The 24911-nt window shown below is 71.8% G+C and carries 24 protein-coding genes; 14 read left to right on the top strand and 10 right to left on the bottom strand.

Annotated features, from left to right (window positions below; translation table 11 throughout):
- Positions 1–53 precede the first annotated feature (53 nt).
- The gene (locus EJF31_RS21220) at positions 54–3440 is read left to right on the top strand and encodes a pyruvate carboxylase (RefSeq protein ID WP_125039173.1); all 3387 of its coding nucleotides are present in this window, start codon (positions 54–56) and stop codon (positions 3438–3440) included.
- A 6-nt stretch (positions 3441–3446) separates the two neighbouring features.
- Here the strand turns inward: EJF31_RS21220 and EJF31_RS21215 are convergent, their stop codons facing one another.
- Together EJF31_RS21215 and EJF31_RS21210 are read right to left on the bottom strand one after the other, a co-directional pair.
- Positions 3447–4706, bottom strand: a complete 1260-nt coding sequence (locus EJF31_RS21215) for a SpoIID/LytB domain-containing protein (RefSeq protein ID WP_125039172.1) — start codon at positions 4704–4706, stop codon at positions 3447–3449.
- Between the two features lie 111 nt (positions 4707–4817).
- The gene (locus EJF31_RS21210; RefSeq protein ID WP_125039171.1) at positions 4818–6008 is read right to left on the bottom strand and encodes a SpoIID/LytB domain-containing protein; all 1191 of its coding nucleotides are present in this window, start codon (positions 6006–6008) and stop codon (positions 4818–4820) included.
- Positions 6009–6089: 81 nt separating this feature from the next.
- On the opposite strand from EJF31_RS21210, the gene EJF31_RS21205 reads away from it, so the two are divergent.
- Complete coding sequence (locus EJF31_RS21205; RefSeq protein WP_125039170.1) at positions 6090–6743, top strand: hypothetical protein; 654 nt, start codon at positions 6090–6092, stop codon at positions 6741–6743.
- A gap of 9 nt (positions 6744–6752) precedes the next feature.
- On the opposite strand, the gene EJF31_RS21200 is transcribed toward EJF31_RS21205, so the two are convergent.
- Together EJF31_RS21200 and lpdA are read right to left on the bottom strand one after the other, a co-directional pair.
- Positions 6753–8159, bottom strand: coding sequence for an NAD(P)H-quinone dehydrogenase (locus EJF31_RS21200; RefSeq protein ID WP_125039169.1), 1407 nt, complete (start codon positions 8157–8159; stop codon positions 6753–6755).
- Positions 8159–9562 (bottom strand): dihydrolipoyl dehydrogenase, encoded by a 1404-nt coding sequence (gene lpdA, locus EJF31_RS21195; RefSeq protein ID WP_125039168.1) that lies wholly within the window; start codon positions 9560–9562, stop codon positions 8159–8161. The genes EJF31_RS21200 and lpdA overlap by 1 nt, the downstream gene beginning before the upstream one ends.
- Positions 9563–9622: 60 nt before the next feature.
- Between lpdA and EJF31_RS21190 the strand changes: the two genes are divergently transcribed.
- Positions 9623–10075 carry a gamma-glutamylcyclotransferase gene (locus EJF31_RS21190; protein ID WP_125039167.1) on the top strand — a complete coding sequence of 151 codons (453 nt, stop codon included), beginning with the start codon at positions 9623–9625 and terminating at the stop codon, positions 10073–10075.
- Positions 10076–10174: 99 nt separating this feature from the next.
- Here the strand turns inward: EJF31_RS21190 and EJF31_RS21185 are convergent, their stop codons facing one another.
- Both EJF31_RS21185 and EJF31_RS21180 read right to left on the bottom strand, forming a co-directional pair.
- On the bottom strand, positions 10175–11155 hold the full coding sequence (locus EJF31_RS21185) for a hypothetical protein (RefSeq protein WP_125039166.1): 981 nt from the start codon (positions 11153–11155) through the stop codon (positions 10175–10177).
- Between the two features lie 143 nt (positions 11156–11298).
- Positions 11299–11679 carry a VOC family protein gene (locus tag EJF31_RS21180; protein WP_125039165.1) on the bottom strand — a complete coding sequence of 127 codons (381 nt, stop codon included), beginning with the start codon at positions 11677–11679 and terminating at the stop codon, positions 11299–11301.
- A gap of 107 nt (positions 11680–11786) precedes the next feature.
- Between EJF31_RS21180 and EJF31_RS21175 the strand changes: the two genes are divergently transcribed.
- The 6 genes from EJF31_RS21175 (at position 11787) to EJF31_RS21150 (ending at position 15768) form a co-directional block, all read left to right on the top strand.
- Entirely contained in the window at positions 11787–12599 is an 813-nt protein-coding gene (locus EJF31_RS21175) for a purine-nucleoside phosphorylase (RefSeq protein ID WP_185736376.1), read from the top strand.
- The gene (locus EJF31_RS21170) at positions 12599–13396 is read left to right on the top strand and encodes an NAD(P)-dependent oxidoreductase (RefSeq protein ID WP_125039164.1); all 798 of its coding nucleotides are present in this window, start codon (positions 12599–12601) and stop codon (positions 13394–13396) included. Before EJF31_RS21175 ends, EJF31_RS21170 begins: the two co-directional genes overlap by 1 nt.
- 33 nt (positions 13397–13429) lie before the next feature.
- Positions 13430–13825: a MerR family transcriptional regulator gene (locus EJF31_RS21165; RefSeq protein WP_125039163.1), complete on the top strand. Its 396-nt coding sequence runs from the start codon at positions 13430–13432 to the stop codon at positions 13823–13825.
- An 8-nt stretch (positions 13826–13833) separates the two neighbouring features.
- The gene (locus EJF31_RS21160; protein ID WP_125039162.1) at positions 13834–14844 is read left to right on the top strand and encodes an aldo/keto reductase; all 1011 of its coding nucleotides are present in this window, start codon (positions 13834–13836) and stop codon (positions 14842–14844) included.
- Positions 14845–14917: 73 nt separating this feature from the next.
- On the top strand, positions 14918–15283 hold the full coding sequence (locus tag EJF31_RS21155) for a hypothetical protein (protein WP_125039161.1): 366 nt from the start codon (positions 14918–14920) through the stop codon (positions 15281–15283).
- 23 nt (positions 15284–15306) lie between these two features.
- Positions 15307–15768, top strand: coding sequence for a VOC family protein (locus tag EJF31_RS21150; protein ID WP_125039160.1), 462 nt, complete (start codon positions 15307–15309; stop codon positions 15766–15768).
- A gap of 4 nt (positions 15769–15772) precedes the next feature.
- Here the strand turns inward: EJF31_RS21150 and EJF31_RS21145 are convergent, their stop codons facing one another.
- Positions 15773–16207 (bottom strand): SRPBCC family protein, encoded by a 435-nt coding sequence (locus tag EJF31_RS21145; RefSeq protein ID WP_125039159.1) that lies wholly within the window; start codon positions 16205–16207, stop codon positions 15773–15775.
- Positions 16208–16287: 80 nt separating this feature from the next.
- On the opposite strand from EJF31_RS21145, the gene EJF31_RS21140 reads away from it, so the two are divergent.
- Positions 16288–17955, top strand: coding sequence for a phospho-sugar mutase (locus EJF31_RS21140; RefSeq protein ID WP_125039158.1), 1668 nt, complete (start codon positions 16288–16290; stop codon positions 17953–17955).
- A gap of 10 nt (positions 17956–17965) precedes the next feature.
- Here the strand turns inward: EJF31_RS21140 and EJF31_RS21135 are convergent, their stop codons facing one another.
- Positions 17966–18547, bottom strand: coding sequence for a hypothetical protein (locus tag EJF31_RS21135; protein WP_125039157.1), 582 nt, complete (start codon positions 18545–18547; stop codon positions 17966–17968).
- Between the two features lie 76 nt (positions 18548–18623).
- On the opposite strand from EJF31_RS21135, the gene deoC reads away from it, so the two are divergent.
- Genes deoC through EJF31_RS21120 form a run of 3 tightly spaced genes read left to right on the top strand, consistent with a single transcriptional unit; the run spans position 18624 to position 21909 of the window.
- Positions 18624–19595: a deoxyribose-phosphate aldolase gene (gene deoC, locus EJF31_RS21130; RefSeq protein ID WP_260431002.1), complete on the top strand. Its 972-nt coding sequence runs from the start codon at positions 18624–18626 to the stop codon at positions 19593–19595.
- A 5-nt stretch (positions 19596–19600) separates the two neighbouring features.
- The gene (locus EJF31_RS21125) at positions 19601–21037 is read left to right on the top strand and encodes an aldehyde dehydrogenase family protein (protein WP_125039155.1); all 1437 of its coding nucleotides are present in this window, start codon (positions 19601–19603) and stop codon (positions 21035–21037) included.
- Positions 21034–21909 (top strand): aldehyde dehydrogenase family protein, encoded by an 876-nt coding sequence (locus EJF31_RS21120; RefSeq protein ID WP_125039154.1) that lies wholly within the window; start codon positions 21034–21036, stop codon positions 21907–21909. The genes EJF31_RS21125 and EJF31_RS21120 overlap by 4 nt, the downstream gene beginning before the upstream one ends.
- Positions 21910–21981: 72 nt before the next feature.
- Here EJF31_RS21120 and EJF31_RS21115 read toward each other — a convergent pair whose 3' ends face one another.
- Together EJF31_RS21115 and EJF31_RS21110 are read right to left on the bottom strand one after the other, a co-directional pair.
- On the bottom strand, positions 21982–22986 hold the full coding sequence (locus EJF31_RS21115) for a hypothetical protein (protein WP_125039153.1): 1005 nt from the start codon (positions 22984–22986) through the stop codon (positions 21982–21984).
- Positions 22983–23999, bottom strand: a complete 1017-nt coding sequence (locus tag EJF31_RS21110; protein WP_125039152.1) for a YncE family protein — start codon at positions 23997–23999, stop codon at positions 22983–22985. The genes EJF31_RS21115 and EJF31_RS21110 overlap by 4 nt, the downstream gene beginning before the upstream one ends.
- 297 nt (positions 24000–24296) lie before the next feature.
- On the opposite strand from EJF31_RS21110, the gene EJF31_RS21105 reads away from it, so the two are divergent.
- Positions 24297–24908 carry an ATP-binding protein gene (locus EJF31_RS21105; protein WP_125039151.1) on the top strand — a complete coding sequence of 204 codons (612 nt, stop codon included), beginning with the start codon at positions 24297–24299 and terminating at the stop codon, positions 24906–24908.
- Positions 24909–24911: the final 3 nt, after the last annotated feature.

The following is a 24911-nucleotide window of genomic DNA, read 5'->3' as shown; positions in this document are numbered from 1 at the left end:
CGCAGGAGCGTACGCCGTCCCCTACCGGCAGGTACGTCGCTAGCCTCGTGCGCATGTTCACCAAGGTGCTCGTGGCCAACCGCGGCGAGATCGCGATCCGTGCCTTCCGCGCTGCCTACGAGGTCGGCGCGCGGACCGTGGCGGTCTTCCCGCACGAGGACCGGTGGTCCGAGCACCGGCTCAAGGCCGACGAGGCCTACGAGATCGGCGAGCGCGGCCACCCGGTGCGGGCCTACCTCGATCCCGAGGCGATCGTCGCGGTCGCGGTGCGGGCCGGTGCCGACGCGGTCTACCCCGGCTACGGCTTCCTGTCGGAGAACCCCGCGCTCGCCGAGGCATGCGCCAACGCCGGGATCACGTTCGTGGGCCCGACCAGCGACGTGCTCGAGCTCACCGGCAACAAGGCCCGCGCGATCGCGGCGGCCAAGGCCGCCGGCGTACCGACCCTGGCCAGCGTCGAGCCGTCGACCGACGTGGACGCCCTGGTGGAGGCCGCGAACGAGCTGCCCTACCCGCTCTTCGTGAAGGCCGTCGCCGGTGGTGGTGGCCGTGGCATGCGGCGCGTGGACGACCCGAAGGACCTGCGCGAGGCGGTCGAGACCTGCATGCGCGAAGGCGAGGGCGCCTTCGGCGACGCGACCGTCTTCATCGAGCAGGCCGTGGTCGACCCCCGCCACATCGAGGTGCAGATCCTCGCCGACGGCGAGGACAACGTCATCCACCTCTTCGAGCGCGACTGCTCCGTGCAGCGGCGCCACCAGAAGGTCGTCGAGATCGCCCCGGCGCCCAACCTCGACCCGGAGCTCCGCGACCGGATGTGCGCCGACGCGGTGCGGTTCGCGCGCGAGATCGGCTACCGCAACGCCGGCACCGTGGAGTTCCTGCTCGACCCCGACGGCAACTACGTCTTCATCGAGATGAACCCCCGCATCCAGGTCGAGCACACCGTGACCGAGGAGGTCACCGACGTCGACCTCGTCCAGTCGCAGCTGCGGATCGCCTCGGGCGAGACGCTCGCCGACCTCGGGCTCTCCCAGGACACCGTGACGCTGCGCGGCGCGGCCCTGCAGTGCCGGATCACCACCGAGGACCCGGCCAACAACTTCCGCCCCGACACCGGCAAGATCACGACTTACCGCTCCCCCGGCGGCGGCGGCGTCCGCGTCGACGGCGGCACCGTCTACACCGGCGCGGAGGTCTCGGCCCACTTCGACTCGATGCTGGCCAAGCTGACCTGTCGCGGCCGGACGTTCGAGAAGGCCGTGGAGAAGGCCCGCCGGGCGGTGGCGGAGTTCCGGATCCGGGGTGTCTCCACCAACATCGCGTTCCTTCAGGCGGTGCTCGAGGATCCCGACTTCGCGGCCGGCAACGTCACCACCTCGTTCATCGAGACGCACCCGCAGCTGATGAACGCCCGCGGCAAGGGCGACCGCGGCAGCAAGCTGCTCAACTACCTCGCCGACGTCACGGTCAACCAGCCGCACGGCCCGGCGCCGGTCAGCATCGACCCGGTCACCAAGCTGCCCCCGACCAACCTCGACGTGCCGGCCCCCGACGGGTCGCGGCAGCTGCTGCTCGAGGTCGGTCCCGAGGAGTTCGCCCGACGGCTGCGTGCCCAGGACCGGGTCGCGGTCACCGACACGACCTTCCGCGACGCCCACCAGTCCCTGCTCGCCACGCGGGTCCGCACCCGCGACCTGCTCTCGGTCGCGGGTCACGTCGCCCGCACCACGCCCGAGCTCTGGTCGGTCGAGGCCTGGGGCGGGGCGACGTACGACGTGGCGCTGCGCTTCCTGTCCGAGGACCCGTGGGAGCGGCTGGCCGCGCTGCGGCAGACCGTGCCGAACATCTGCCTCCAGATGCTGCTGCGCGGACGCAACACGGTCGGCTACACGCCGTACCCGACGGCGGTGACGGAGGCCTTCGTCGAGGAGGCCGCCGCGACCGGCATCGACGTCTTCCGGGTCTTCGACGCCCTCAACGACGTCGAGCAGATGCGCCCGGCGATCGAGGCGGTGCGCGCCACCGGCACCACGGTCGCGGAGGTCGCGCTCTGCTACACCGGCGACCTGTCCGACCCGGGCGAGAAGCTCTACACGCTCGACTACTACCTGCGGCTGGCCGAGCGGATCGTCGACGCCGGCGCGCACGTGCTGGCGATCAAGGACATGGCCGGCCTGCTGCGGGTGCCGGCCGCGCGGACGCTGGTCACCGCACTGCGCTCGGAGTTCGACCTGCCCGTGCACCTGCACACCCACGACACCCCCGGCGGTCAGCTCGCGACCCTGCTCGCCGCGATCGACGCCGGGGTCGACGCGGTCGACGCGGCCAGCGCGTCGATGGCCGGCACCACCTCCCAGCCGCCGCTCTCGGCGCTGGTCTCCGCAACCGACCACTCCGACCGCGAGACCGGCCTGTCCCTGGAGGCGGTCTGCGCGCTGGAGCCCTACTGGGAGGCCACCCGCCGGGTCTACGCGCCGTTCGAGTCCGGACTGCCGTCGCCGACCGGCCGGGTCTACACCCACGAGATCCCCGGCGGCCAGCTCTCCAACCTGCGCCAGCAGGCGATCGCGCTGGGCCTGGGCGAGAAGTTCGAGCAGATCGAGGACATGTACGCCGCGGCCAACGACATACTCGGCAACGTCGTGAAGGTGACCCCCTCCTCCAAGGTCGTGGGCGACCTGGCCCTGCACCTCGTGGCGGTCGGCGCCGACCCGGCGGAGTTCGCCGACAACCCCGGCAAGTTCGACATCCCCGACTCGGTCATCGGCTTCCTCAACGGCGAGCTCGGCGACCCGCCGGGTGGCTGGCCGGAGCCGTTCCGCACCAAGGCGCTCGAGGGCCGCACCTGGAAGGCGCCCGCCGCCGACCTCACCGCCGACCAGGCCGAACGGCTCGCGGGCGGCAGCAGCCCCCGCCGTCGTACGTTGAACGAGCTGTTGTTCCCCGGCCCGACGCGGGACTTCAACGAGGCCCGCGAGACCTACGGCGACGTCTCGGTGCTGCCCACCATGGACTACCTCTACGGGCTGCAGCAGGGCGAGGAGCACGAGGTCGAGATCGACGAGGGCAAGACCCTCATCCTCGGCGTGCAGGCCATCAGCGACCCCGACGAGCGCGGCTTCCGCACGGTCATGGCCACCATCAACGGCCAGCTCCGGCCGGTCAGCGTGCGCGACCGCAGCGTCGCCTCGGAGGTGGCGGCCGCGGAGAAGGCCGACACCTCCAAGCCCGGCCAGGTGGCCGCGCCGTTCCAGGGCGTCGTGACGATCGTGGTCGCCGAGGGCGACCAGGTCGCCGCGGGCGACACCGTCGCCACCATCGAGGCGATGAAGATGGAGGCCTCCATCACCGCGCCGATCGCCGGGAAGGTCGAGCGGCTCGCGCTGCCCGGCACCCAGGCCGTCGACGGCGGCGACCTGGTGCTCGTGCTGGCCTGAGTCCCGTCAGTCGCGCGAGGCCGCCAGCCGGTCGACCGCGTAGTCGGCCCGGCTCTCGGGGCGTGCGGCGGTGCGCGGCGCCACCCGGAACGTCACCCAGGTCGAGCGCAGGCCGAGCTCGGCGCGGAACGTGTCGCCGGAGACGGTCACCCGGCCGGACGAGCCGACCAGGGTGATCGAGACGATCCGGCCGCCCCAGTCGCCGTTGCCGTCACGCCGGGTCACGACGATCTTCGTCAGGTTGCCGATCGCCGGCCAGGTCCGCTCGATCAGGTCGTCCTGGACCTTCACGCTCCAGGTGTGGACCGGGTTGCCCGACCAGCCGTCGTAGGGGTCCTGGCGGGCGGGCAGGTAGGACACCGAGCCGGCCGAGGTCCAGCCGCCGCTGCTGGAGCCGAACTGCGTGAACGCCGGCTCGCCGTCGGCGGTCAGGACCTTGTCGCGGGTGTCGTCGACGGCCTTGTTGGAGGCGGGGTACTCCGCGTCGTACCCGCCGTAGACCTGGCAGGCGTAGGTGTCGCAGAGCTGGTACGTCGACCCGTGCGGGTGCTCGCGCTCGTAGGCCGCATAGGTCCGGGCGGCGACGGCCTGGGCCCGGACGGCCTCGGTGCTCCACGACGCCGGGATCTCCTGGGGCACCACACCCTTGATGTAGCTCTCCAGGGTCAGGTCGTTGACGATGTCGCGCTCGGGCGAGCCGGGCGTGGGGATGGCGGCCCGGAGCCGGCCGCGGTAGGCGCGGGTGCCGTCGGGCGTGACCAGGCTGATCGGGTCGCCCCCGGCGTAGAACTCGCCGGCGCCCTGGAGGTCGGCGTAGCCGTGCCACCGGGTGGTCTTGTAGGAGACGCGGTTGTCGCCGTTCGGGGCCGTCGCGATGCGCCAGCGGCTCGCCCCGTTGGCGGGCAGGGGCGTGCGGTCGCCGGTGGCGGCGTCCTTGATGGTCAGGCCCGGCCGCGCCAACACCTCGAGGGTGTTGCCGGTGGCGCCGGTGAGCAGCACGGTGACCCGGCCGGTCGCCTGCCCCCAGTCGGTGCCGGGGTAGTAGAACTCGACGATCTTCGCGTAGCCCAGGCCCTGCCGCGCGGCCCCCTCGGCGCCGTACTGCGACATGCCGTGGCCGTGCCCGTAGCCGTGCCCCTTGATCGTGATCCAGGCCTGGGCCGGGACCTTCCAGGTGTCGCCCGTGCCGGCGTGCGCCGGGACGCCGATCACCGCGGCGGCGAGAGCGCCGGAGAGCACCAGCGCGAGGCTGCGGGCGGGTCGCATCAGGGTGCTCCGGTGGCGTGTGTGACGGCAGGGACGGGTGTGAACAATGAATCGCACCACGGCCGTCCGGCGAGCCGCAATTCCTCCCGGAGAACTACTGATCTGTAATTCTCAGCCCGGGTGGACGTCGATGATCTCGACGAGCGTCGAGCGGAGCCCGAGGTTGCGGCGGAAGCTCTCCCCCGTGACGGAGTAGGTGTCCCCCTTCGCCGTGGTCAGCAGCACCGTCTCGACCCGACCGCCCCGCGGGCCGTTGCCGTCACGAGTGTTGATCTGGAGGTTCGTCAGCTGCTCGATGTTGTAGGCCTCCTCGATCTGCGCGTCGGTGACGGCCGCGGTCCAGCCGTAGTAGTCCGGCGAGGTGCCCTCGTAGGGGTCGGGCTGCGCCGGCAGGTAGGGGAACTGCCCGGCCACGGTGTACCCGCCGTTGCTGGCCGAGAACTGCGCGAAGGCCAGCCCGCCCTGGTAGGTCAGCACCCGGTGCGCGGTGGCGGTGACGGCCGCGTCGGAGGTGGGGTACTCCGCGGTGGCGCCGCCGTAGGCCTGGCAGGCCGCGGTGTCGCACAGGTCGTAGTCGGGGTTGGCCGTGTGCGCCCGTTCGTACGCCGCGTAGGTGCGGGCCGCGACCGCCTGGGCCCGGAGCGCCTGCTGCGGCCAGCGCGAGGCGGCCACCTCGCTGGGCACCACCCCGCGCACGTAGGCCTCCAGCGGCAGCACGTTGACGGTCACCCGGCGGCCGTCGTGGTGGGTCGAGCGGAGCGCGCCGCGGTAGGCGCGGGTGCCGGCCGGCGAGCGGAGCGTCACGGGCTTGCCCCCAGCCGTCAGCTCGGCGTCGCCGGAGATGGTGCGCACCGTGTGCCAGGGGCTGGTCCCGGTCGCGCGGTAGGCGACGACGCTCTTGGCGCCGGTCTGCTTGACCCGCCAGGTCCGCGCGGCCTTCTCGGTCAGGGCGAAGACCTTGCCGGACCGGACCGCCCGCACCGCCAGGCCGTCGCGGTCCTCGACGACCAGGTCGCCGTCGCGGTCGCCGCTGATGAGGACCGCGATCGTGCCGCCGGCCGAGCCGGCGCGCGTGCCCGGGTAGTAGAAGTCGAGGATCTGCTGGGCGGTGAGGTTGTACGGCGCCCGGGCCGCCCCGTAGGCGCCGTACTGCGACAGGCCCTTGCCGTGCCCGCTGCCGTCGCCGGTGATCGTGATCGTGGCCGGGCTCGGCACCGTCCACGGGTCGTCGGCGAGTGCCGGCGCCGCCCCGACGAGCATCAGGACGGCGGTGGTGAGCAGGACGAGTCGACGGCGCAGCATGTGTTTTCTCCCCCGAGAGTGGACGCGAGCGTCGATCCGACCATGCCGTTTGGCTGCTTGGCAATGGGGCACGATGGACGCATGGTGTGGTTCCTCTCGGCCCGCAAGGAACGCCGGCTCGCGATCATGGAGGAGTTCCGGCAGGCCCGGAGGCTCGCCGACGAGGACGTCACCGTCCTCGGCGAACAGCTCGCCGAGCTGCACGTCGACACGTTGACCACCGAGCTCGACGACGACATGCGTCGCGACTACCAGGACGCCCTCGACGCCTACGAGGCGGCCAAGGTCGCGTTGCGCGAGGCGGCCGAGACCCAGGACGTCCTGCGCGTGACGTCGTTGCTCGAGGACGGCCAGTTCGCGCGGGCCTGCGTGCTCGCCCGCCGCGACGGCACCGAGCTGCCGCAGCGACGCGAGCCCTGCTTCTTCAACCCCCAGCACGGCCCCGCCGTCACCGACGTGGCCTGGACCCCGCCGCACGGCGTCGAGCGCGAGATCGCGGTCTGCCGGCTCGACGCCAACCGCCTCAGCGCGGGCGAGCAGCCCGACGTCCGCCTCGTGCGGGTGGGCGACCGCTACGTGCCGTGGTACGCCGCCACCGACGAGCGCGGGCTCTTCGTCGCTGCGGTCGCCTCCGTGGCGGTCACGGGCGTGCCGCCGGGCCTGATGGCGGAGGTCGACGCGCGTCGCGCCTCCAACAACATCTCCGGGATGACCGGCGGCGGCCTCGGGATCTGAGCGCGCGGCTCAGACGTGGTGGAGGCGACGAGCCGCCTCGGCCACCGACCCGCTCATCGACGGGTAGACCGTGAACGCCTGGGCGAGCTGGTCGGCCGTCAACGACTCGGCCACTGCGATCGAGACCGGGTGGATGAGCTCGCTGGCCCGCGGTCCGACGACCACTCCCCCGACGACGATGCCGGTGCCGGGCCGGCAGAACAGCTTGACGAAGCCGTCGCGGACGCCCTGCATCTTGGCGCGCGGGTTGCCCGACAGCGGCAGCATCACGACCTCGGCCACCATCTCGCCGGAGTCGACCGACTGCTGCGACCAGCCGACCGTCGCGATCTCGGGGGCGGTGAAGACGTTGGAGGAGACCTTCTTCAGGTCCAGCGGGTGCACCGTGTCGCCGAGGAAGTGCCACATCGCGATCCGGCCCTGCATGGCGGCGACGCTCGCGAGCATCAGCACGCCGGTGCAGTCGCCGGCGGAGTACACGCCGCGGGCCGACGTACGGGACACGCGGTCGACGTTGACGAAGCCGCCGTCCTTGAGGACGACGCCCGCCTCCTCGAGGCCGAGGTCGGCGGTGTTGGGGATCGACCCCAGCGCGAGGATGCAGTGCGACCCCTGGACGGTGCGACCGTCGGTCAGGGCGACCGTCACGACGTCGCCGTCGCGGGTCACCGACTCCATGCGCGACCTGGACAGCACGTTCATGCCGCGACGCTTGAGCACCTCCTCCAGCACGGCGGCGGCGTCGGCGTCCTCGCCAGGCAGCACGCGGTCGCGCGAGGAGACGAGGGTGACGTCGATGCCGAGGGCGAGGTAGGCGCTGGCGAACTCCGCACCCGTGACACCCGAGCCGACCACGATCAGCGACGTCGGCACCTCGGTGAGGTCGTAGACCTGCTCCCAGGTCAGGATCCGCTCACCGTCGGGCTGGGCGGTGGGCAGGGTGCGCGGCGCGGCACCGGTCGCGACCAGGATCGCGTCGGCGTCGAGGGTCTGTTCGGTGCCGTCGGCCTTCGTCGCGATGACCCGGCCGGGCCCGTCGAGGCGGCCGCGGCCCCGGACGACCTCGACACCTTCCTTGGCGAGACGCCGGGCGATGTCGTCGGACTGGTCGGCGGCGAGCTTCTTGACCCGGGCGTTCACGCGGGCCAGGTCGACGCGGATGGTGGTGGCCGCGTCGCCCTCGTGGTCCTCGAAGTTGACCCCGAGCTCGGCGGCGGCCGAGACGTCGGTCATCAGCTCGGCCGTGGCGATCAGGGTCTTGCTGGGGACGCAGTCGGTGAGGACCGCCGAGCCGCCGAGCCCGTCGGTGTCGACGACCGTGACGTGCGCGCCGAGCTGGGCCGCGACCAGGGCGGACTCGTAGCCGCCCGGGCCGCCGCCGACGATGACGACGTGCTCGTCGCTGGTGTGGCCCATCAGAAGTTGATCATGTGGCCGGCGATGCCGTGGATGGCTTCCTTGACGGACTCACCCAGGGTCGGGTGCGCGAAGATGTTGCGCGCCACCTCGTCGGCCGTCAGGTCCCACTGCTGCGCCAGCGTCAGGGCCGGGAGCAGCTCGGTGACGTCGGGGCCGATCAGGTGGGCGCCGATGATCTCGTTGTACTCCGCGTCGGCCACGATCTTGACGAAGCCGGCGGTGTCGCCGAGCCCCTGCGCCTTGCCGTTGGCCGAGAACGGGAACGTCGCGGTCTTGACGTCGTACCCCTTCTCCTTGGCCTGGGCCTCGGAGTAGCCGAAGGAGCCGATCTGCGGCTGGCAGTAGGTGGCGCGCGGGATCATGTCGAAGTTGATCTCCTGCGTCTCGGCGCCGGCGATCGTCTCGGCCGCGACGATGCCCATGGCCTCGGCGGCGTGGGCCAGCATCATCTTGCCCGTGACGTCGCCGATGGCGTAGACGCCCTCGACGTTGGTGCGGCCGCGGGCGTCCACCGCGATCGCCCCGCGGTCGGTGAGCTCGACGCCGGCCTTGTCGAGGCCGTAGCCCTCGACCCGCGGGGCGAAGCCGAAGGCGGCCAGCATCTTGTCGGCCTCGAGGACCTCCTCCTTGCCGTCCTTGCTCACGGTGACCTTGACGCCGGAGCCGGTGTCCTCGACGTTCTCGACCTTGGTCGAGAGCAGCACCTTCACGCCCAGCTTCTTGTAGTGCTTGAGGAGCTCCTTGGACACGTCGGCGTCCTCGGTGGGGACCATCCGGTCGAGGAACTCCACGATCGTCACGTCGACGCCGAAGTTCTTCATCACGTAGGCGAACTCGACGCCGATCGCGCCGGAGCCGCCGATGATGATCGAGCCGGGGAGGTTCTCGTCGAGGATCTGCTCCTCGTAGGTGACGACGTTCTTGCTGGCGCTCATCCCGGGCAGCATCCGGACCTTCGCACCGGCGGCGACGATCAGGTTGTCGCAGGTGTAGGACGTCGTCTTGCCGTCCTTGTCCTGGACCTCGACGGTCTGCTTGCCGTCGACGGCGCCGTGCATCGTGCCCCAGCCGTCGATCTCGGTGATCTTGTTCTTCTTCATCAGGAAGTGGACGCCCTTGACGATGCCGGCGCTCACGCTTCGCGACCGCTTGTGGGTCGGACCGAAGGACATGGACGCGTCGCCCTCGATGCCGTACTTGTCCTTCTCGTGGGTCAGGACGTGGGCGAGCTCGGCGTTCTTGAGGAGCGCCTTGGACGGGATGCACCCGACGTTGAGGCAGACACCACCCCAGTACTTCTCCTCGATCACGGCCACGGACTGGCCGAGCTGGGCTGCGCGGATGGCCGCCACGTATCCACCGGGGCCGGCACCAAGGACGAGAACGTTGAAGTGGGTCACGCCCGTCAGCCTATGAGTTGCGGCCACCCTGCTCCAAGGCAGGGACTAACGTTCGGTCACGTGACGCTGTACGCGGCCTACGGGACCAACCTCGATCCCGCCCGGATGGGCGAGCGCTGCCCCCACTCCCCGCTCCAGACGACGGGGTGGCTGGAGGGCTGGCGGCTCACGTTCGGCGGCGAGGAGCACGGCTGGGACGGCGCCCTGTCCACGATCGTCCAGGACCCCTTCGACCAGGTCTTCGTCGCGGTCTACGACGTCACCCGCGAGGACGAGTCCCAGCTCGACGGCTGGGAGGCCGCCGACCTCGGGCTCTACCGCAAGACCAAGGTCCGCGTCTCGACCCTGGCCGGCGAGATCGTGGTCTGGACCTACGTCCTCGACGCCTACGAGGGCGGCCTGCCCTCCGCGTCGTACCTCGGGGTCCTCGCCGACGCCGCCGAGGCCGCCGACGCCCCGGATGACTACGTCGCCGCCCTCCGCCGGCGACCCTGTCGCTCCACCGGCCTCTAGGGCTGGCTCGGGGCGGAATCCCCGGTTAACCGGGGATTCCTGACGTCTTGGGCCGTTGCAACACCCCAAAACGTCAGGAAGTGGCTGCGGAGTCGGCGGTCAGGACGCCAGCGGCATGGGGTAGAGCTGCTCGCGGATCCGAGCGGCGGTGATCTCCGGGGAAAGCAGATCGGCCCACACGAGCCGGATGCACCTCCACCCAGTCAGCCTGCAGATCAACTCCTCGCGGAGCTTCTCGCGCACGACCACGTCGGACGCGGTCTCGCCGTCTCGAAGCAGCTTGCGGTACTTGACCATCCCGTCGAACTCGAGGAACACCCCGAGATCCGGCCACGCGAAGTCCACCCTCGCGACCACGCGGCCATTCGCGTCGCGGATCTTGTACTGAGGCTCCGGGCGGGGTAGTCCGTACCGCCAGCACAGATGGAAGCAGCGACTCTCCCCCACCGACTCGATCCGCCCGTCCGCCAGACGCAGCACCAAGTCTGTGTGGAGGGTGTTCGGCCAGGCGTCCATGAAGGCGCGTGTCCTCTCCAGCCGCGCGGGGTCCGTGAGCTTCTGATGGAGGAGGTGGTTGACGATGACGAGGCTGGTCTCCACATCGACCAACGTCGTCATGTCCAGGGCCAGTCGGGTCGCACTCGTCACCGGGACTCCTCCACGGACCTCCCAATCGTCGGCCCGGAGCGACCCCGCGTGCTGCCGTACGCCAGCCTCCTTGCGTCCAGCACGACCGTCGAGTCGCGTGACGTGAACCATGGACAGATCGATGTTCCAGGTGGGCGCGCCGTACTCGCCCAGGGCCGACGCATGGGAAAGCACCACATCGGTGCGCGCCGTGAGGAGCACTGCACGTGCAACGACGGCGTGCTTCTGCACGTCGTCCAGTGCCCGCCAGGCCGGGCCGTCGACGTACGCGCCGCGACGCGGTCTGGCCCACATCCCGTCACGGACGCGCCGTGCGATGGCGCGATCGTTGAACCCTTCGTCGATCAACTGCTGTCGCAGCCGAATGGGCATCCGCCGGGGATCGTCAGCACGGATCATCATGAGCGTTGGTTTCCCCGGCCACTCGAGCACGAATCCATCGCTCGCGGCGCCTGTGGACAAACGATGCGAGACGACAACTCTTCGGGCAGTTCCGGACCTTCTCGGGCGTTGCAGCGCCCCAAGACGTCAGGTTTCCCCGGTTGACCGGGGATTCCTGCAGCCCCGTGCCCGGGCTACTCCCCCGTGTGGCAGACCGCTTCCACGTTGTTGCCGTCCGGGTCGCGCACGAACGCACCGAAGTACCCCTCGTGGTACTCCGGCCACAGGCGCGGCTCGTGGAGCACCTCGGCCCCCTGGGCGACGGCGTGGGCGAAGAACTCGCGCACGGCCTCGCCGTCCTTGGCCCGGAAGCCCACGTGGATCTCGCGGTTGGGCCCGGACGCAGGCCCCTCGTCGGGCTGGGCGCTGATCCAGAAGTCGGGCGCCTCGTCGCCGTACCCGATGGCCACGCCGAAGTCGAGGACGCGTCGGTAGCCCAGGACGCCGAGCACGTCGTCGTAGAACGCGGCCGACCGGGCGAGGTCGGAGCAGTTGATGCCGAAGTGGTCGATCATGTCCCGATCCTGCACCGAGATCCCGGAACTTGCTCGACTCGACGTCTCCAGCGCCGGCAGTTGCGCCGACTCGGCAGTACGCCGCGTGCCCACTAGAGTCGGGCGACGTGACGATCGCGACCCAGACCACGGATCCCTTCGAGCTGGCCCAGCAGGCCGCCGCCCGCCTCACCGAGCTGACGGGTGTGGAGCGCCACGACGTGGCCCTCGTCCTGGGGTCGGGCTGGCTCCCGGCCGTCGACGCGCTGGGTGAGGCGACCGCGGAGATCGACACGACCGACCTGCCCGGCTTCAACGCGGCCGCCGTGGCCGGCCACTCGGGCAAGATCCGCTCGATCCGCTCGGGCGACAAGAACCTGCTGGTCTTCCTGAGCCGCACCCACTTCTACGAGGGCAAGGGCGTCCGCGCCGTCGTCCACCCGGTCCGCACCGCGGCCGCGGCCGGCTGCCGCGCGATCGTGCTGACCAACGGCTGCGGCGGGCTCAAGGAGACCTGGACCCCCGGCACCCCGGTCCTGATCAGCGACCACATCAACCTGACGGCGACCTCCCCGATCGAGGGCGCCAACTTCGTCGACCTCACCGACCTCTACTCCCCGCGCCTGCGCGCGCTGTGCCAGCAGGTCGACCCGACGCTCGACGAGGGCGTCTACGTGCAGTTCCCCGGCCCGCACTACGAGACCCCGGCCGAGATCACCATGGTCCGCAACATCGGCGGCACCCTCGTCGGCATGAGCACCACCCTCGAGGCGATCGCCGCCCGCCAGTCCGGCATGGAGGTGCTCGGCATCAGCCTGGTCACCAACCTCGCGGCCGGCATCAGCGGCGAGCCCCTCAACCACGAGGAGGTCCTCGAGGCCGGCAAGGCCGCCGCCTCCCGCATGGGCGACCTGCTCGGCCAGATCGTCCCGCAGATCTGATGCGCCTCCTGGTGACCGGCGCCGCCGGGTCCATCGGCACCGTCCTCACCGACGGCCTGACCGACCGCGGCCACGAGGTCGTCGGCCTGGACCGGGTGCCCGCCCCCGACGGATACGTCGGCCCGTGGCACCTCATCGACTGCGCCGACCCCGACGCGGTGGCCGCCGTCTTCGCCGAGGAGCGCCTCGACGCCGTCGTGCACCTGGCCGGCTACCCCGGCGAGGGCAGCCTCGCCGAGTCGCTGCGGTCGCACACCGTCACCACCGCGGCGCTGCTCGACGCGATGGTCGAGCACGGCGTGACCCGTCTCGTGTACGCCGGCTCCAACCACGCCGTCGGCCGGACCCCTCGCACCGACCTGCTCACCACCGCCGAGCGCCCGCGGCCCGACACGTTCTACGGCGTCGGCAAGGTCGCGGCCGAGGCCGTGATGAGCCTCTACGCCGACCGCTACGGCATCGACGCGGTCTCCTGCCGGATCGGCTCCTTCCTGCCTGAGCCGGAGACGGTCCGCAACCTGTCGACCTGGCTCTCCCACGACGACTGCGTGCGGATGGTCGAGGCGTCGCTGACGACCGCCAGCCCCGGCTTCGCGGTGCTCTACGGCATCTCCGCCAACACCCGCGCCTGGTGGGACCTCGAGCCGGGCCGGGCCCTGGGCTACGAGCCGCAGGACGACGCCGAGGACTGGGCCGACCGGATCGCGGCCCGCGACGAGGACGCGACCGAGGCCGCGCACGTCGGCGGAGCGTTCGCGACCGAGGCGTTCTACCGGCCGGCGTTCGACCGGTCTTGACCTGGAGTGTGCTCCAACCCTGACACTGGGCCCATGAGCTACTCGATCGCCGAGGCGGCGCAGGTCAGCGACCTGACGCCCGACACGCTGCGCTACTACGAACGCGACGGCCTGATGCTGCGCCCGGTCGGGCGCTCCGCGACGGGCCACCGCCGCTACACCGACGGCGACCTGCGCTGGATCAACCTGCTTACCTGCCTGCGCGGCACGGGCATGCCCATCCGCGACGTACGCCGCTACGCCGAGCTCGTCCGGCAGGGCGACGGCAACGAGCAGGCCCGGCTCGACCTGCTCCGCGCCCACCGCCAGCACGTCCTCGCGCAGCTGGCCGAGGTCCAGGAGCACCTGGGCGCGATCGACCGCAAGATCGGCATCTACGTCGACAAGATCGAGACGGGGCTTGACCTGGAGCGCACTCCAAGCGTTTGAGTGGGGGCATGACCCAGCAGACCTCCCTCCAGCAGCGCACCCTCGGCACCGCCTCGCCCCTCACCGTCTCCGCCCTCGGCCTCGGCTGCATGGGCATGTCGGAGTTCTACGGCACCGGTGACGAGGCCACCGGGATCGCGACCATCCACCGCGCGCTCGACCTCGGCGTGACCTTCCTCGACACCGCCGACATGTACGGCCCCTTCACCAACGAGCAGCTCGTGGGCAGGGCCATCCGGGGCCACCGCGACGAGGTCCAGCTCGCCACGAAGTTCGGCAACGAGCGCCTCCCCGACGGCACCCGCGTCGGCATCAACGGCAAGCCGGACTACGTCCGGGCCGCCTGCGACGCCTCCCTGCAGCGCCTCGGCGTCGACCACATCGACCTCTACTACCAGCACCGCGTCGACCAGTCCGTCCCGATCGAGGAGACCGTCGGCGCCATGGCCGAGCTGGTCGAGGCCGGGAAGGTCCGCCACCTCGGCCTGTCCGAGGCCTCGCCGACCAACATCCGCAAGGCGCACGCGACGCACCCCATCACCGCCCTGCAGACGGAGTACTCCCTCTTCACCCGCGACCTGGAGGACGAGATCCTCCCGACCGTGCGCGAGCTCGGCATCGGCCTGGTCCCCTACTCCCCGCTCGGTCGCGGGATGCTCACCGGCGCGATCACCAAGGAGTCCGGCGCCGTCGGCGAGGGCGACTTCCGGCGGTCGGCGTACTTCCCCCGGTTCGCGGGCGACAACCTCGACGCCAACCTCGCGCTCGTCGACAAGGTCCGCGAGCTCGCGGCCGCGCACGGCTGCACGCCGGGCCAGCTGGCGCTTGCGTGGGTGCTCGCCCAGGGCGACGACGTCGCACCGATCCCGGGCACCAAGCGGGTCGCCTACCTGGAGGAGAACGTCGGCGCCACCGACGTCGACCTCTCCCCCGCCGACCTCGCGGCGCTCGAGGCCGCCGTGCCGCGCGACGCCGTCGCCGGCGACCGCTACGGGGACATGAGCCACATCGACTCCTGACCGGAACGCGATGCATGCCCCGGGCCCGACCGGTTACGGGCCCGGGGTACGCACCGCGACAGGAAGGGTCCCCATGGCCACGTACGACGAGTCCGCCGAGCCCCACGAGCACACCGAGGGAGCCGTGCCGGCCGACATCCAGGCCGAGCGCGAACGCCGCCTCGACCCTGACAACCGCCCGGCAAACGCCGAGGTGGACAACACCGGCAAGACGCTGCCGACCGTCGAGGAGTTCAAGGAGCTCAACGCCGGCGAGGACGTCGAGGGCGCCGCCGGCAGCTCCGACCCGGGCGCGGCGTTCCGCCGGATCCAGCCCTCGGAGGAGGAGATCGCCGAGATCGAGGCCGAGCGCGAACGCCGGCTCGACCCCGCCAACCGGCCCGCCAACGCCGAGGTCGACTACACCGGCGAGAACATGCCCGAGGTCGCGCGGGACTGACGCGTCACCACTAGCCTGCCGTCATGGTGGACTGGCAGCTGACGATCGACGCGAACGACCCCGCCCGCCTGGTGCAGTTCTGGGCGCCGGTGCTGGGCTACGAGGTGCAGCCCCCGCCCGAGCCCCATGCCTCCTGGAAGGCCTACTACCTCTCCCTCGGGGTCCCGGACGACGAGCTGCCCGACAGTGACTGGTCCGACCGGATCTGGGACCCGACGGGCGCCGGGCCGCGGATCTGGTTCCAGATCGTGCCCGAGGAGAAGGCCGGCAAGAACCGCCTGCATCTCGACATCTTCCCCACCGGCCGGGACCGGACGCTCTCCCTCGAGCGGCGCCGGGTGATCGTCGAGGCCAAGGTCGCCGAGCTCGTCGGCCGCGGCGCCCGGGTCCGCCACCGCAGCACGGACCTCGAGGGCTCCGAGGGCGTCGACCACTACGGCGTCACCATGCTGGACCCCGAGGGCAACGAGTTCTGCGTGGCCTGACCGATCAGCCGGCCAGCCGGTCCCGCAGGCCGTCGAGGCAGCCGGCCATCATCCGGTCGTGGTTCCAGGCGAGCAGCGGCCGCCCGACCCGCGACGCCAGGCCCAGCCAGCGCCCCGCGACGCGGACGTCCTGCTCGAAGTCCATCCGGGTGCCGCCCTCGATCGGCGTCAGCAGCCAGCGCACCCGGCCCGTGAGGTCCCCGGACGTCTCGATCTCCAGGTGCCGCGGCTCGCGGTGCACGGCGTGCAGCACCAGGTCGAGCGTGTAGGGAAGCGCCGAACGGCACAGCACCCGCGCGTCGTCGGGGCCCAGGCTCGCCACGGCCCGGACCTGCGGCCACCACTCGGGGTAGCGCTCGAGGTCGAGCAGCACGTCGCGCACCCGGTCGGGGTCTGCGGCCACGGTCCAGGTGCCTCGGAAGGAGTACGACGGGGTCACGCCCCCATCATGGCGGGCATCATGGCGGCCCCCTCTCGGCGGTTCCTCCGAGGGCCGGCGCACCCAGTAGCGTGCGCCCCATGACCTCTCCGGACAACGACGTCCTGCTCGACCGCGCCCGCGCCTGGGCCGCCGAGGACCCCGACGGCCACACCCGCGCCGAGCTGGAGCGGGTCATCGCCGACGTCGAGGCCGGTGGCGACCCGACCGACCTCGCCGACCGCTTCGACGGCACCCTCGAGTTCGGCACCGCCGGCCTGCGCGGCGCCCTCGGCGCCGGCTCCAACCGGATGAACCGCAGCGTCGTGCTGCGCGCCGCGGCCGGCCTCGCGGCGTACCTCCGCGCCCAGGACCGCGAGCCCGGCCAGGGTCGCGAGCCCTCGGTCGTGATCGGGTACGACGCCCGCCACAACTCCGACGTCTTCGCCCGTGACACGGCCGAGGTGATGACCGGCGCGGGCTTCCGCGCCCACGTCCTGCCGCGCCCGCTGCCGACCCCGATCCTCGCCTACGCCATCCGCGAGCTCGGCTGCGTCGCCGGCGTCATGGTCACCGCGAGCCACAACCCGCCCCAGGACAACGGCTACAAGGTCTACCTCGGCGACGGCTCCCAGATCGTGCCGCCCGCCGACTCCGCCATCGCCGACCGCATCGCGGCCGTGGGCGCGCTCGCCGACATCCCGCGCGGCACCCCGGGCGCCGTCCTCGGCGACGAGATCGTCGACCGCTACCTCGACACCGCCGCCGAGCTGGCCGGCGACGGACCGCGCGACCTCGAGATCGTCTACACCCCGCTGCACGGCGTGGGCGGCACCTCGGTCGTCCAGGTCCTGGAGACCGCCGGCTTCGATGCGCCGAGCGTGGTCGAGCAGCAGGAGCACCCGGACCCCGACTTCCCGACCGTCGCGTTCCCCAACCCCGAGGAGCCGGGCGCCATGGACCTCGCCATGGCGCTGGCCGAGCGCCAGGGGGCCGACCTGGTCGTGGCCAACGACCCCGACGCCGACCGCTGCGCCGCGGCCGTCCCCGGCCCGCACGGGTGGCGGATGCTGCGCGGCGACGAGGTGGGCGCACTGCTGGCGCACCACCTGCTCCGGTCCGGCCGGAAGGGCACCTACGCGACCTCGATCGTGTCCTCCTCGCTGCTCGGCAAGATGGCCGCCGCGGCCGGGCAGCCCTACGCCGAGACGCTGACCGGCTTCAAGTGGATCGGCCGCGTCGAGGGACTCGCGTTCGGCTACGAGGAGGCGCTCGGCTACTGCTGCGACCCCGAGCACGTGAAGGACAAGGACGGCGTCTCAGCGTTGCTGCTGCTCTGCGAGATGGCGGCCGGTGCCAAGGCCGAGGGCCGCACGCTGCTCGACCTGCTCGACGACATCGCCGCCGAGCACGGCCTGCACGCCACCGACCAGCTCTCGGTCCGGGTCACCGACCTCGGCGAGATCGCCGCGGCCATGGACCGGCTGCGCAGCACTCCCCCGACCCGGCTCGGGGGCCTCGCGGTCGAGCGCGTCGACGACCTCTCCCTCGGCTCGGCGGACCTCCCTCCTACCGAGGGCCTGCGCTACCACCTGGCCGAGGGTGCGCGCGTGATCGTGCGGCCGAGCGGCACCGAGCCCAAGCTGAAGTGCTACCTCGAGGTGGTCATCACCGTGAACCCCGACGACGGGGTCGAGGCGGCACGCTTCGCCGCAGTCGGACGGCTCGACGCCCTGCGCGGGGACATCAAGGCCGCCGCCGGGATCTGAGCGGGACCGCTCAGGCCACGAGGGTCGCCACGAAGGCGACGAGGCTGCCGACGAGCACGCCGATCTCCGGCCAGGCGAGCGTCCGGTGGACGTCGTCGGCGAGCGCGGCCTGCTCGGGCGTGAAGCGCTGGATGCCGTGGCGGGCCCGGGCGTCCTCGACGAGCCGGGTGATCCGGTCCTCGACGAAGACGGGGTAGGACTCGGTCGCGCTGGGCCGCTCGCTGGACCGGTTGGACTTGATCGTCTGGCGCCACGAGTGACCGATGGCCGACGAGACGTAGCGCGAGTCGCCGACGCCGACCGCCAGGACCTGGCGCACGACGACGGTGTCGATGGCGGCGAGCGGGATCGACACGGTGTCGAGCATGTTGCGCAGGACCAGCGCCTCGGGGGTCGCCCACACCCGCGGCCGGAGCATCGCGGCCCACACCAGCACGCCGAAGACGAGCGCGCCCGTCACGACCGCCGCCGGGAAGCCATGGTCGCGGTCCACGATGCCGATCACGACGATCGTGAGCACGCCCACGAGGGCGATCACGCCGAGGATCCGGCCGCTCGTGGCGGCGAACTTCTCGACCTCGTGCTGCGTCATGCGTGATCTCCGTCGATGGCCGGGGTGTCCGGCTGGTGGATTCTGTCCCTCGTCGCGACAACCCTATGCTGGACCGGTGACAAGCACCCCCACCCCCACGGCAACGGCGCCGCAGGCGGACTTCTCGGACATCACGCGTTCGGATGCCACGCTGCGTCGCTTCCTGCACGGTCTGCCGGGCGTCGACCAGGTCGGCGCCGAGGCGCGCGCCGCGGCCCTCGGCACCCGCTCGATCAAGACGACGGCCAAGGACTACGCGATCGACCTCGCGATCCGCATGGTCGACCTGACGACCCTCGAGGGCCAGGACACCCACGGCAAGGTCCGCGCGCTCGCCGCCAAGGCGATGCACCCCGACCCGGCCGACCCGTCCTGCCCCATGACGGCCGCCGTCTGCGTCTACCCCGACATGGTCGCCACGGCCAAGGAGGTCCTCGGCACCAGCGGCGTCAACGTCGCCGCGGTCGCGACCGCCTTCCCGAGCGGCCGTGCGGCCCTGGACATCAAGCTGGCCGACACCCAGGACGCCGTCGAGGCCGGCGCCGACGAGATCGACATGGTCATCGACCGTGGCGCGTTCCTGTCGGGCCGCTACAAGGCCGTCTTCGACGAGATCGTCGCGGTCCGCGAGGCCTGTGGGGGCGCGCACCTCAAGGTCATCTTCGAGACCGGCGAGCTCCAGACCTACGACAACGTACGCCGCGCCAGCTGGCTCGCGATGATGGCCGGCGGCCACTTCATCAAGACCTCCACCGGCAAGGTGCAGCCCGCCGCGACCCTCCCGGTCACGCTGGTGATGCTCGAGGCCGTCCGCGACTTCCGCGAGGCCACGGGGCAGATGATCGGCGTCAAGCCCGCCGGCGGCATCCGCACGACCAAGGACGCCATCAAGTACCTCGTGATGGTCAACGAGGTCGCGGGCCAGGACTGGCTCGACCCTGACTGGTTCCGGTTCGGCGCCTCCACGCTGCTCAACGACCTGCTCATGCAGCGCACCAAGATGACGACCGGTCGCTACTCCGGTCCCGACTACTTCACCCTGGACTGATTCCCATGAGCTCCCCCTTCGAGTACGCCCCCGCCCCCGAGTCGCGCTCCATCGTCGACATCAAGCCGTCCTACGGCCTGTTCATCAACGGTGAGTTCGTCGACGGCCACGGCAAGGCGTTCAAGACCATCAGCCCCTCGACCGAGGAGGTCCTCTCCGAGGTCGCCGAGGCCGACGAGGCCGACGTCGACGCCGCCGTCAAGGCCGCCCGCCGCGCCTACACCCGCGTCTGGTCCAAGATGCCCGGCCGCGAGCGCGCCAAGTACCTCTACCGGATCGCCCGGATCATCCAGGAGCGCGGCCGCGAGCTGGCCGTCCTGGAGTCGATCGACAACGGCAAGCCGATCAAGGAGTCCCGCGACGTCGACGTCCCGACCGTCGCCGCGCACTTCTTCTACTACGCCGGCTGGGCCGACAAGCTGGAGTACTCCGGCTTCGGCAACGGCAACCCGCAGCCCCTGGGCGTCGCCGGCCAGGTCATCCCGTGGAACTTCCCGCTGCTCATGCTCGCGTGGAAGATCGCCCCGGCGCTGGCGTGCGGCAACACCGTCGTCCTCAAGCCCGCCGAGACGACGCCGCTGACGGCGCTGCTCTTCGCCGAGATCTGCCAGCAGGCCGACCTGCCGCCGGGTGTCGTCAACATCGTCACCGGCGCGGGCGAGACCGGCCGTGCGCTGGTCTCCCACCCCGACGTCGACAAGGTCGCCTTCACCGGCTCCACCGACGTCGGCCGCGCGATCGCGAAGGCCGTCGCTGGCTCGGACAAGAAGGTCACCCTCGAGCTCGGCGGCAAGGCCGCCAACATCGTGTTCGACGACGCCCCCATCGACCAGGCGGTCGAGGGCATCGTCAACGGCATCTTCTTCAACCAGGGCCACGTCTGCTGCGCGGGCTCGCGCCTGCTGGTCCAGGAGTCCGTGGCCGACGAGGTGCTCGAGCGCCTCAAGCGCCGGATGTCCACGCTGCGCGTCGGCGACCCGCTGGACAAGAACACCGACATCGGCGCGATCAACTCCGCCGAGCAGCTGGCCCGCATCCGCGAGCTCAGCGACATCGGTGAGGCCGAGGGCGCCGGCCGCTGGTCGCCCGCCTGCGACCTGCCGAGCAACGGCTTCTGGTTCCCGCCGACGCTGTTCACCGGTGTCACCCAGGCCCACCGGATCGCCCGCGAGGAGATCTTCGGCCCGGTCCTGTCCGTCCTGACCTTCCGCACGCCCTCCGAGGCGATCGAGAAGGCCAACAACACGCCGTACGGCCTCTCGGCCGGCGTGTGGACCGACAAGGGCTCGCTCATCCTGCACATGGCCAGCCAGCTGCGCGCCGGCGTGGTGTGGGCCAACACGTTCAACAAGTTCGACCCGACCAGCCCCTTCGGCGGCTACAAGGAGTCGGGCTACGGCCGCGAGGGCGGCCGCCACGGTCTGGAGGCCTACCTCAAGTGAGCGACACTCGCATCGACGTCCGCAAGACGTACAAGCTCTACATCGGTGGCGCCTTCCCCCGCTCGGAGTCGGGCCACTCCTACGTCGTCAACGACACGAAGGGGACGTTCGTGGCCAACGCCGCCCTCGCCTCGCGCAAGGACGCCCGTGACGCCGTCATCGCCGCCCGCAAGGCGTTCGGTGGCTGGTCGGCGAAGACCGCCTACAACCGCGCGCAGATCCTCTACCGGATCGCCGAGGTCATGGAGGACCGCCGCCCGCAGTTCGTGGAGGCGCTCCGCCAGTCCGAGGGGCTGACTGCAGCCCGCGCGCAGAAGGTGCTCGACGAGGCCATCGACCGGCTCGTCTGGTACGCCGGCTGGGCCGACAAGATCACCCAGGTGGTCGGCGGCGCCAACCCGGTCGCCGGGCCGTTCTTCAACCTCTCGACGCCCGAGCCGACCGGTGTCGTGGCCGTCCTGGCCCCGCAGGAGTCCTCACTGCTCGGCCTGATCAGCGTGGTGGCGCCCGCGATCGTCACGGGCAACACCGTGGTCGTCGTGTCGTCCTACGCCCGGCCGCTGCCCGCCGTCACGTTCTCCGAGGTGCTGGCCACCTCCGACGTGCCCGGCGGCGTGGTCAACATCCTGACCGGCTCCGCGGCGACCATCGCCCCGTGGCTGGCCTCGCACATGGACGTCAACGCCATCGACCTGACCGGCGTCGCCGGTGACGTCGAGCTCGCCACGTCGCTCGAGGTGGCCGCGGCCGACAACCTCAAGCGCGTCCGCCGCGCCCCCGCGGTCGAGCCCGACTGGTCGGCCGACCCGGGCATCGACGCGATGACGACGTTCCTGGAGACCAAGACGGTCTGGCACCCGATCGGGGTCTGACCGACCCACGCAGCACGACGCACGGCCCCGGCAGATCCTGCCGGGGCCGTCGTCGTACGACGCCTCCGCGGGTCAGCGCAGCGCGATCCGCACGACCCGGTCGGTCACCGACGGCGACTCTCCACCCACCAGGTAGACGACGTCGCCGTCGACCGCCGCCGCGGAGTCGGCGAGCGGTGTCGGGAGTCGTCCGGCCGGGCTGAAGCGCCGGGTCCGCGGGTCGAACCACCACATCCGGCCGGTCACCCTGTCCTGCGTCAGGCGCCCACCCACGACGAGCACGCGTTCCCCGACCCGGACGGCCACGGCGTGGCCGAGCGCCACGGGCAGTCGAGCCACCACACGCACGTGTCCGTCCGCGTCCACCCGCTGCACGGCGCGCTGCATGACGCCGGCGCGCTCTCCCCCGAACAGCAGCACCGCGTGCGAGAGCACGACACCCGCGGCGTACCTCACCGGCACGGGGAGGGTCCCGACGCGGCGCCAGTGCACGCCGTCGCGGGTCGCCACGACATCGGGGACGGCGACCGTCGTGGCGTCGTAGCCGCCGAGCGCCAGTGCCTGGTCGCCGACCGTCACGACGGTGAGGTCCGAGCGCGGCTGGGGCAGGTGCCCGGTCACCCTCCATCCGTGCGGGCCCCGCTGCTGGACCACGTCCTGCTCGGTGGAGTTGCCCCCGCCGACGACGAGGACCCGGCCGCCCAGCGCGACGCCGGCGGTGTCGTGGACGGGCACGCCGAGCGGCGGCCGGGCCCGGGTGCGGCCGGTGCGCGGGTCGAGGGTGAACACCTGGTCGGTGGACTGGTCGCCGGCCACCAGCCCGCCGGCAACGACGTACCCGTGGCCGGTCGGGACGACGGCCTCACGGCCGACCGGGAACGGCAGCCGCCACGGCATCGTCCTGACCACCAGGTGGGTGGGGGCGGGCGTGGCCGACGGTGTGGCCGACGACGAGGAGGAGGCCGACGGGGACGGTGAGGGGGACGACGAGCCGGGCCCCACGGGCGTCGGCGACGGCGTGGACGCCGAGCACCCGGAGACGAGCAGGACCGCGGCCACGCCGGCGAGGCGCCTCATCGGAGGTTCCCGGTGTGGCCGAGCGAGTAGCGGCCGGGCTGGGGCCAGACCAGCATGCCGTGCGGGCTCCCGCCGACCCAGATCTTCGCGACCAGCTTGCCGGTCCGGGTGTTCCAGCCGTACACGTAGCCCGTGTAGCGCCCGGTGAGCCACAGGGTCCGGCCGTCCGCGGAGACACCGCCCATGTCGGGCGTGCCGCCGCCGGGGATCGGCCAGTTCGCCACGATCCGCCTGCGTGCCAGCGAGAAGACGCTGACCTCGCCGGCCCCGCGGTCCGACAGGTAGAGGAACCGGCCGTCCCGGCTGGGGTAGATGCCGTGCGGCATCATCGGCGTCGGCGTGGAGCCGACGACGCGCAGGTCGCGCCAGCCGATCCGCAGCAGCAGGTCCCGGCCCATGTCGGCGACGTAGAACCAGCGTCCGTCGGGCGAGAGCCGCACGTCCTGGGGCTTGCTCCCGGGACCGAGGTCGAGCCGGCCCACCACGCGCTCCCCCAGGGTGGAGATCTTGAGCAGCGAGCCGCTGAACTCGCAGGTCACGATGAACGAGCGCCCGTCGGCGGAGAAGTCGGCGTGGTTGGGCCCGTCGCAGGTCGGGTCGCTCAGCGTCCGCTGGGGCCGGAACGTCCGGGGGTCGGCGAAGACGATCCGCTGGTGCTCCTCGTCCATCACGATCGCGTGCCGGCCGTCGGGGGTGAAGTAGAGGTTGTAGGGCCGGTCCACCGGGTAGCGGCGCGTGATGCGGCCGGTCCGGGGATCCACGACGTCGATCTGGTTGCTGTAGCTCGCCTCCACGTAGAGCCGCGACAGGTCGTAGGACGGGGTCACGTGCTGGGAGAGCGAGCCGGTCCGCAGGACCCGGACGACCTTGCGGGTGCGCTGGTCGATGACGGTGGTCACGGGGGCGCCGTACGAGTTCGGGACGTAGAGGTAGGCCGGGTCGCGCGCGACCTTCTGCCGGAGGCGTCCCGGCCGGGCGGCGGCGTACACGTCGCTGGCGAGGTTGCGGGGCATCCCCGGGATGGTGTGCCGGAACCTGGCGGCCAGCCGGGGGGCCGGCCGCACGGCGGTCCCGGTGGCCGACGGGGAGGCCGGCGGCGCTGTCGACGTTGCGGTCGAGGGAGCGGGAGACCCTGTCGTCGCCGACCCTCCGGAGGTGCATCCGCCCACCAGGCAGAGCATCGCCGTCAGGACGATCGGCACGCACCGGTGCCACCGGGGTCCAGGATTCATCGGACAACTCCTCCACACGGAACCCACGGGTCGACGGTAGGACTCGGAACCTGCCAACAGTCAGGGCAGAATGTGCACGTGCGCGCCCGGGTGATCGTCCTCGCCGGCCCCTCCGGGGCCGGGAAGTCCCGTCTGGCACACCGGATCGGCCTGCCGGTGCTGCGCCTCGACGACTTCTACAAGAGTGGCGACGACCCCACGCTCCCCCGCATCACCGAGGGCGCCAACGCCGGGCTCGTCGACTGGGACGTCCCGGAGTCGTGGCTGCCGGAGGACGCGATGGCCGCCATCACCGACCTGTGCCGCGACGGCGTCGCCGAGGTGCCGGTCTACGACATCGCCCACGACGGTCGCTGCGGCTGGCAGAAGCTCGACCTCGACGGCCACGAGCTCTTCGTGGCCGAGGGGATCTTCGCCCAGGAGGTCGTCGAGCCCTGCCGCGACGCCGGGCTGCTCGCCGCGGCCTACTGCGTGCGCCAGCACCCCGTCGTGACGTTCTGGCGGCGGCTGACCCGCGACCTGCGCGAGCACCGCAAGCCGCCGCTCGTGCTCGTCCGCCGCGGCCTGGCGCTGCTGGCCGACCAGCGGCGGGTGGTGGCGGGTGCGGTCGAGCGCGGCTGCGTCGCCGTCACCCCCGACGAGGCCTACCACGCCCTGCGCGACCTCGCGGCGACCGACGTCCCCTGGTGACCC

The sequence above is a fragment of the Nocardioides sp. LS1 genome (assembly GCF_003865225.1).
In the GTDB taxonomy this organism is placed as follows: Bacteria; Actinomycetota; Actinomycetes; order Propionibacteriales; family Nocardioidaceae; genus Nocardioides; species Nocardioides ginsengisegetis.
Note: the sequence above shows the minus strand (reverse complement) of the source record. Positions and strands in the feature narration are given on the sequence as shown.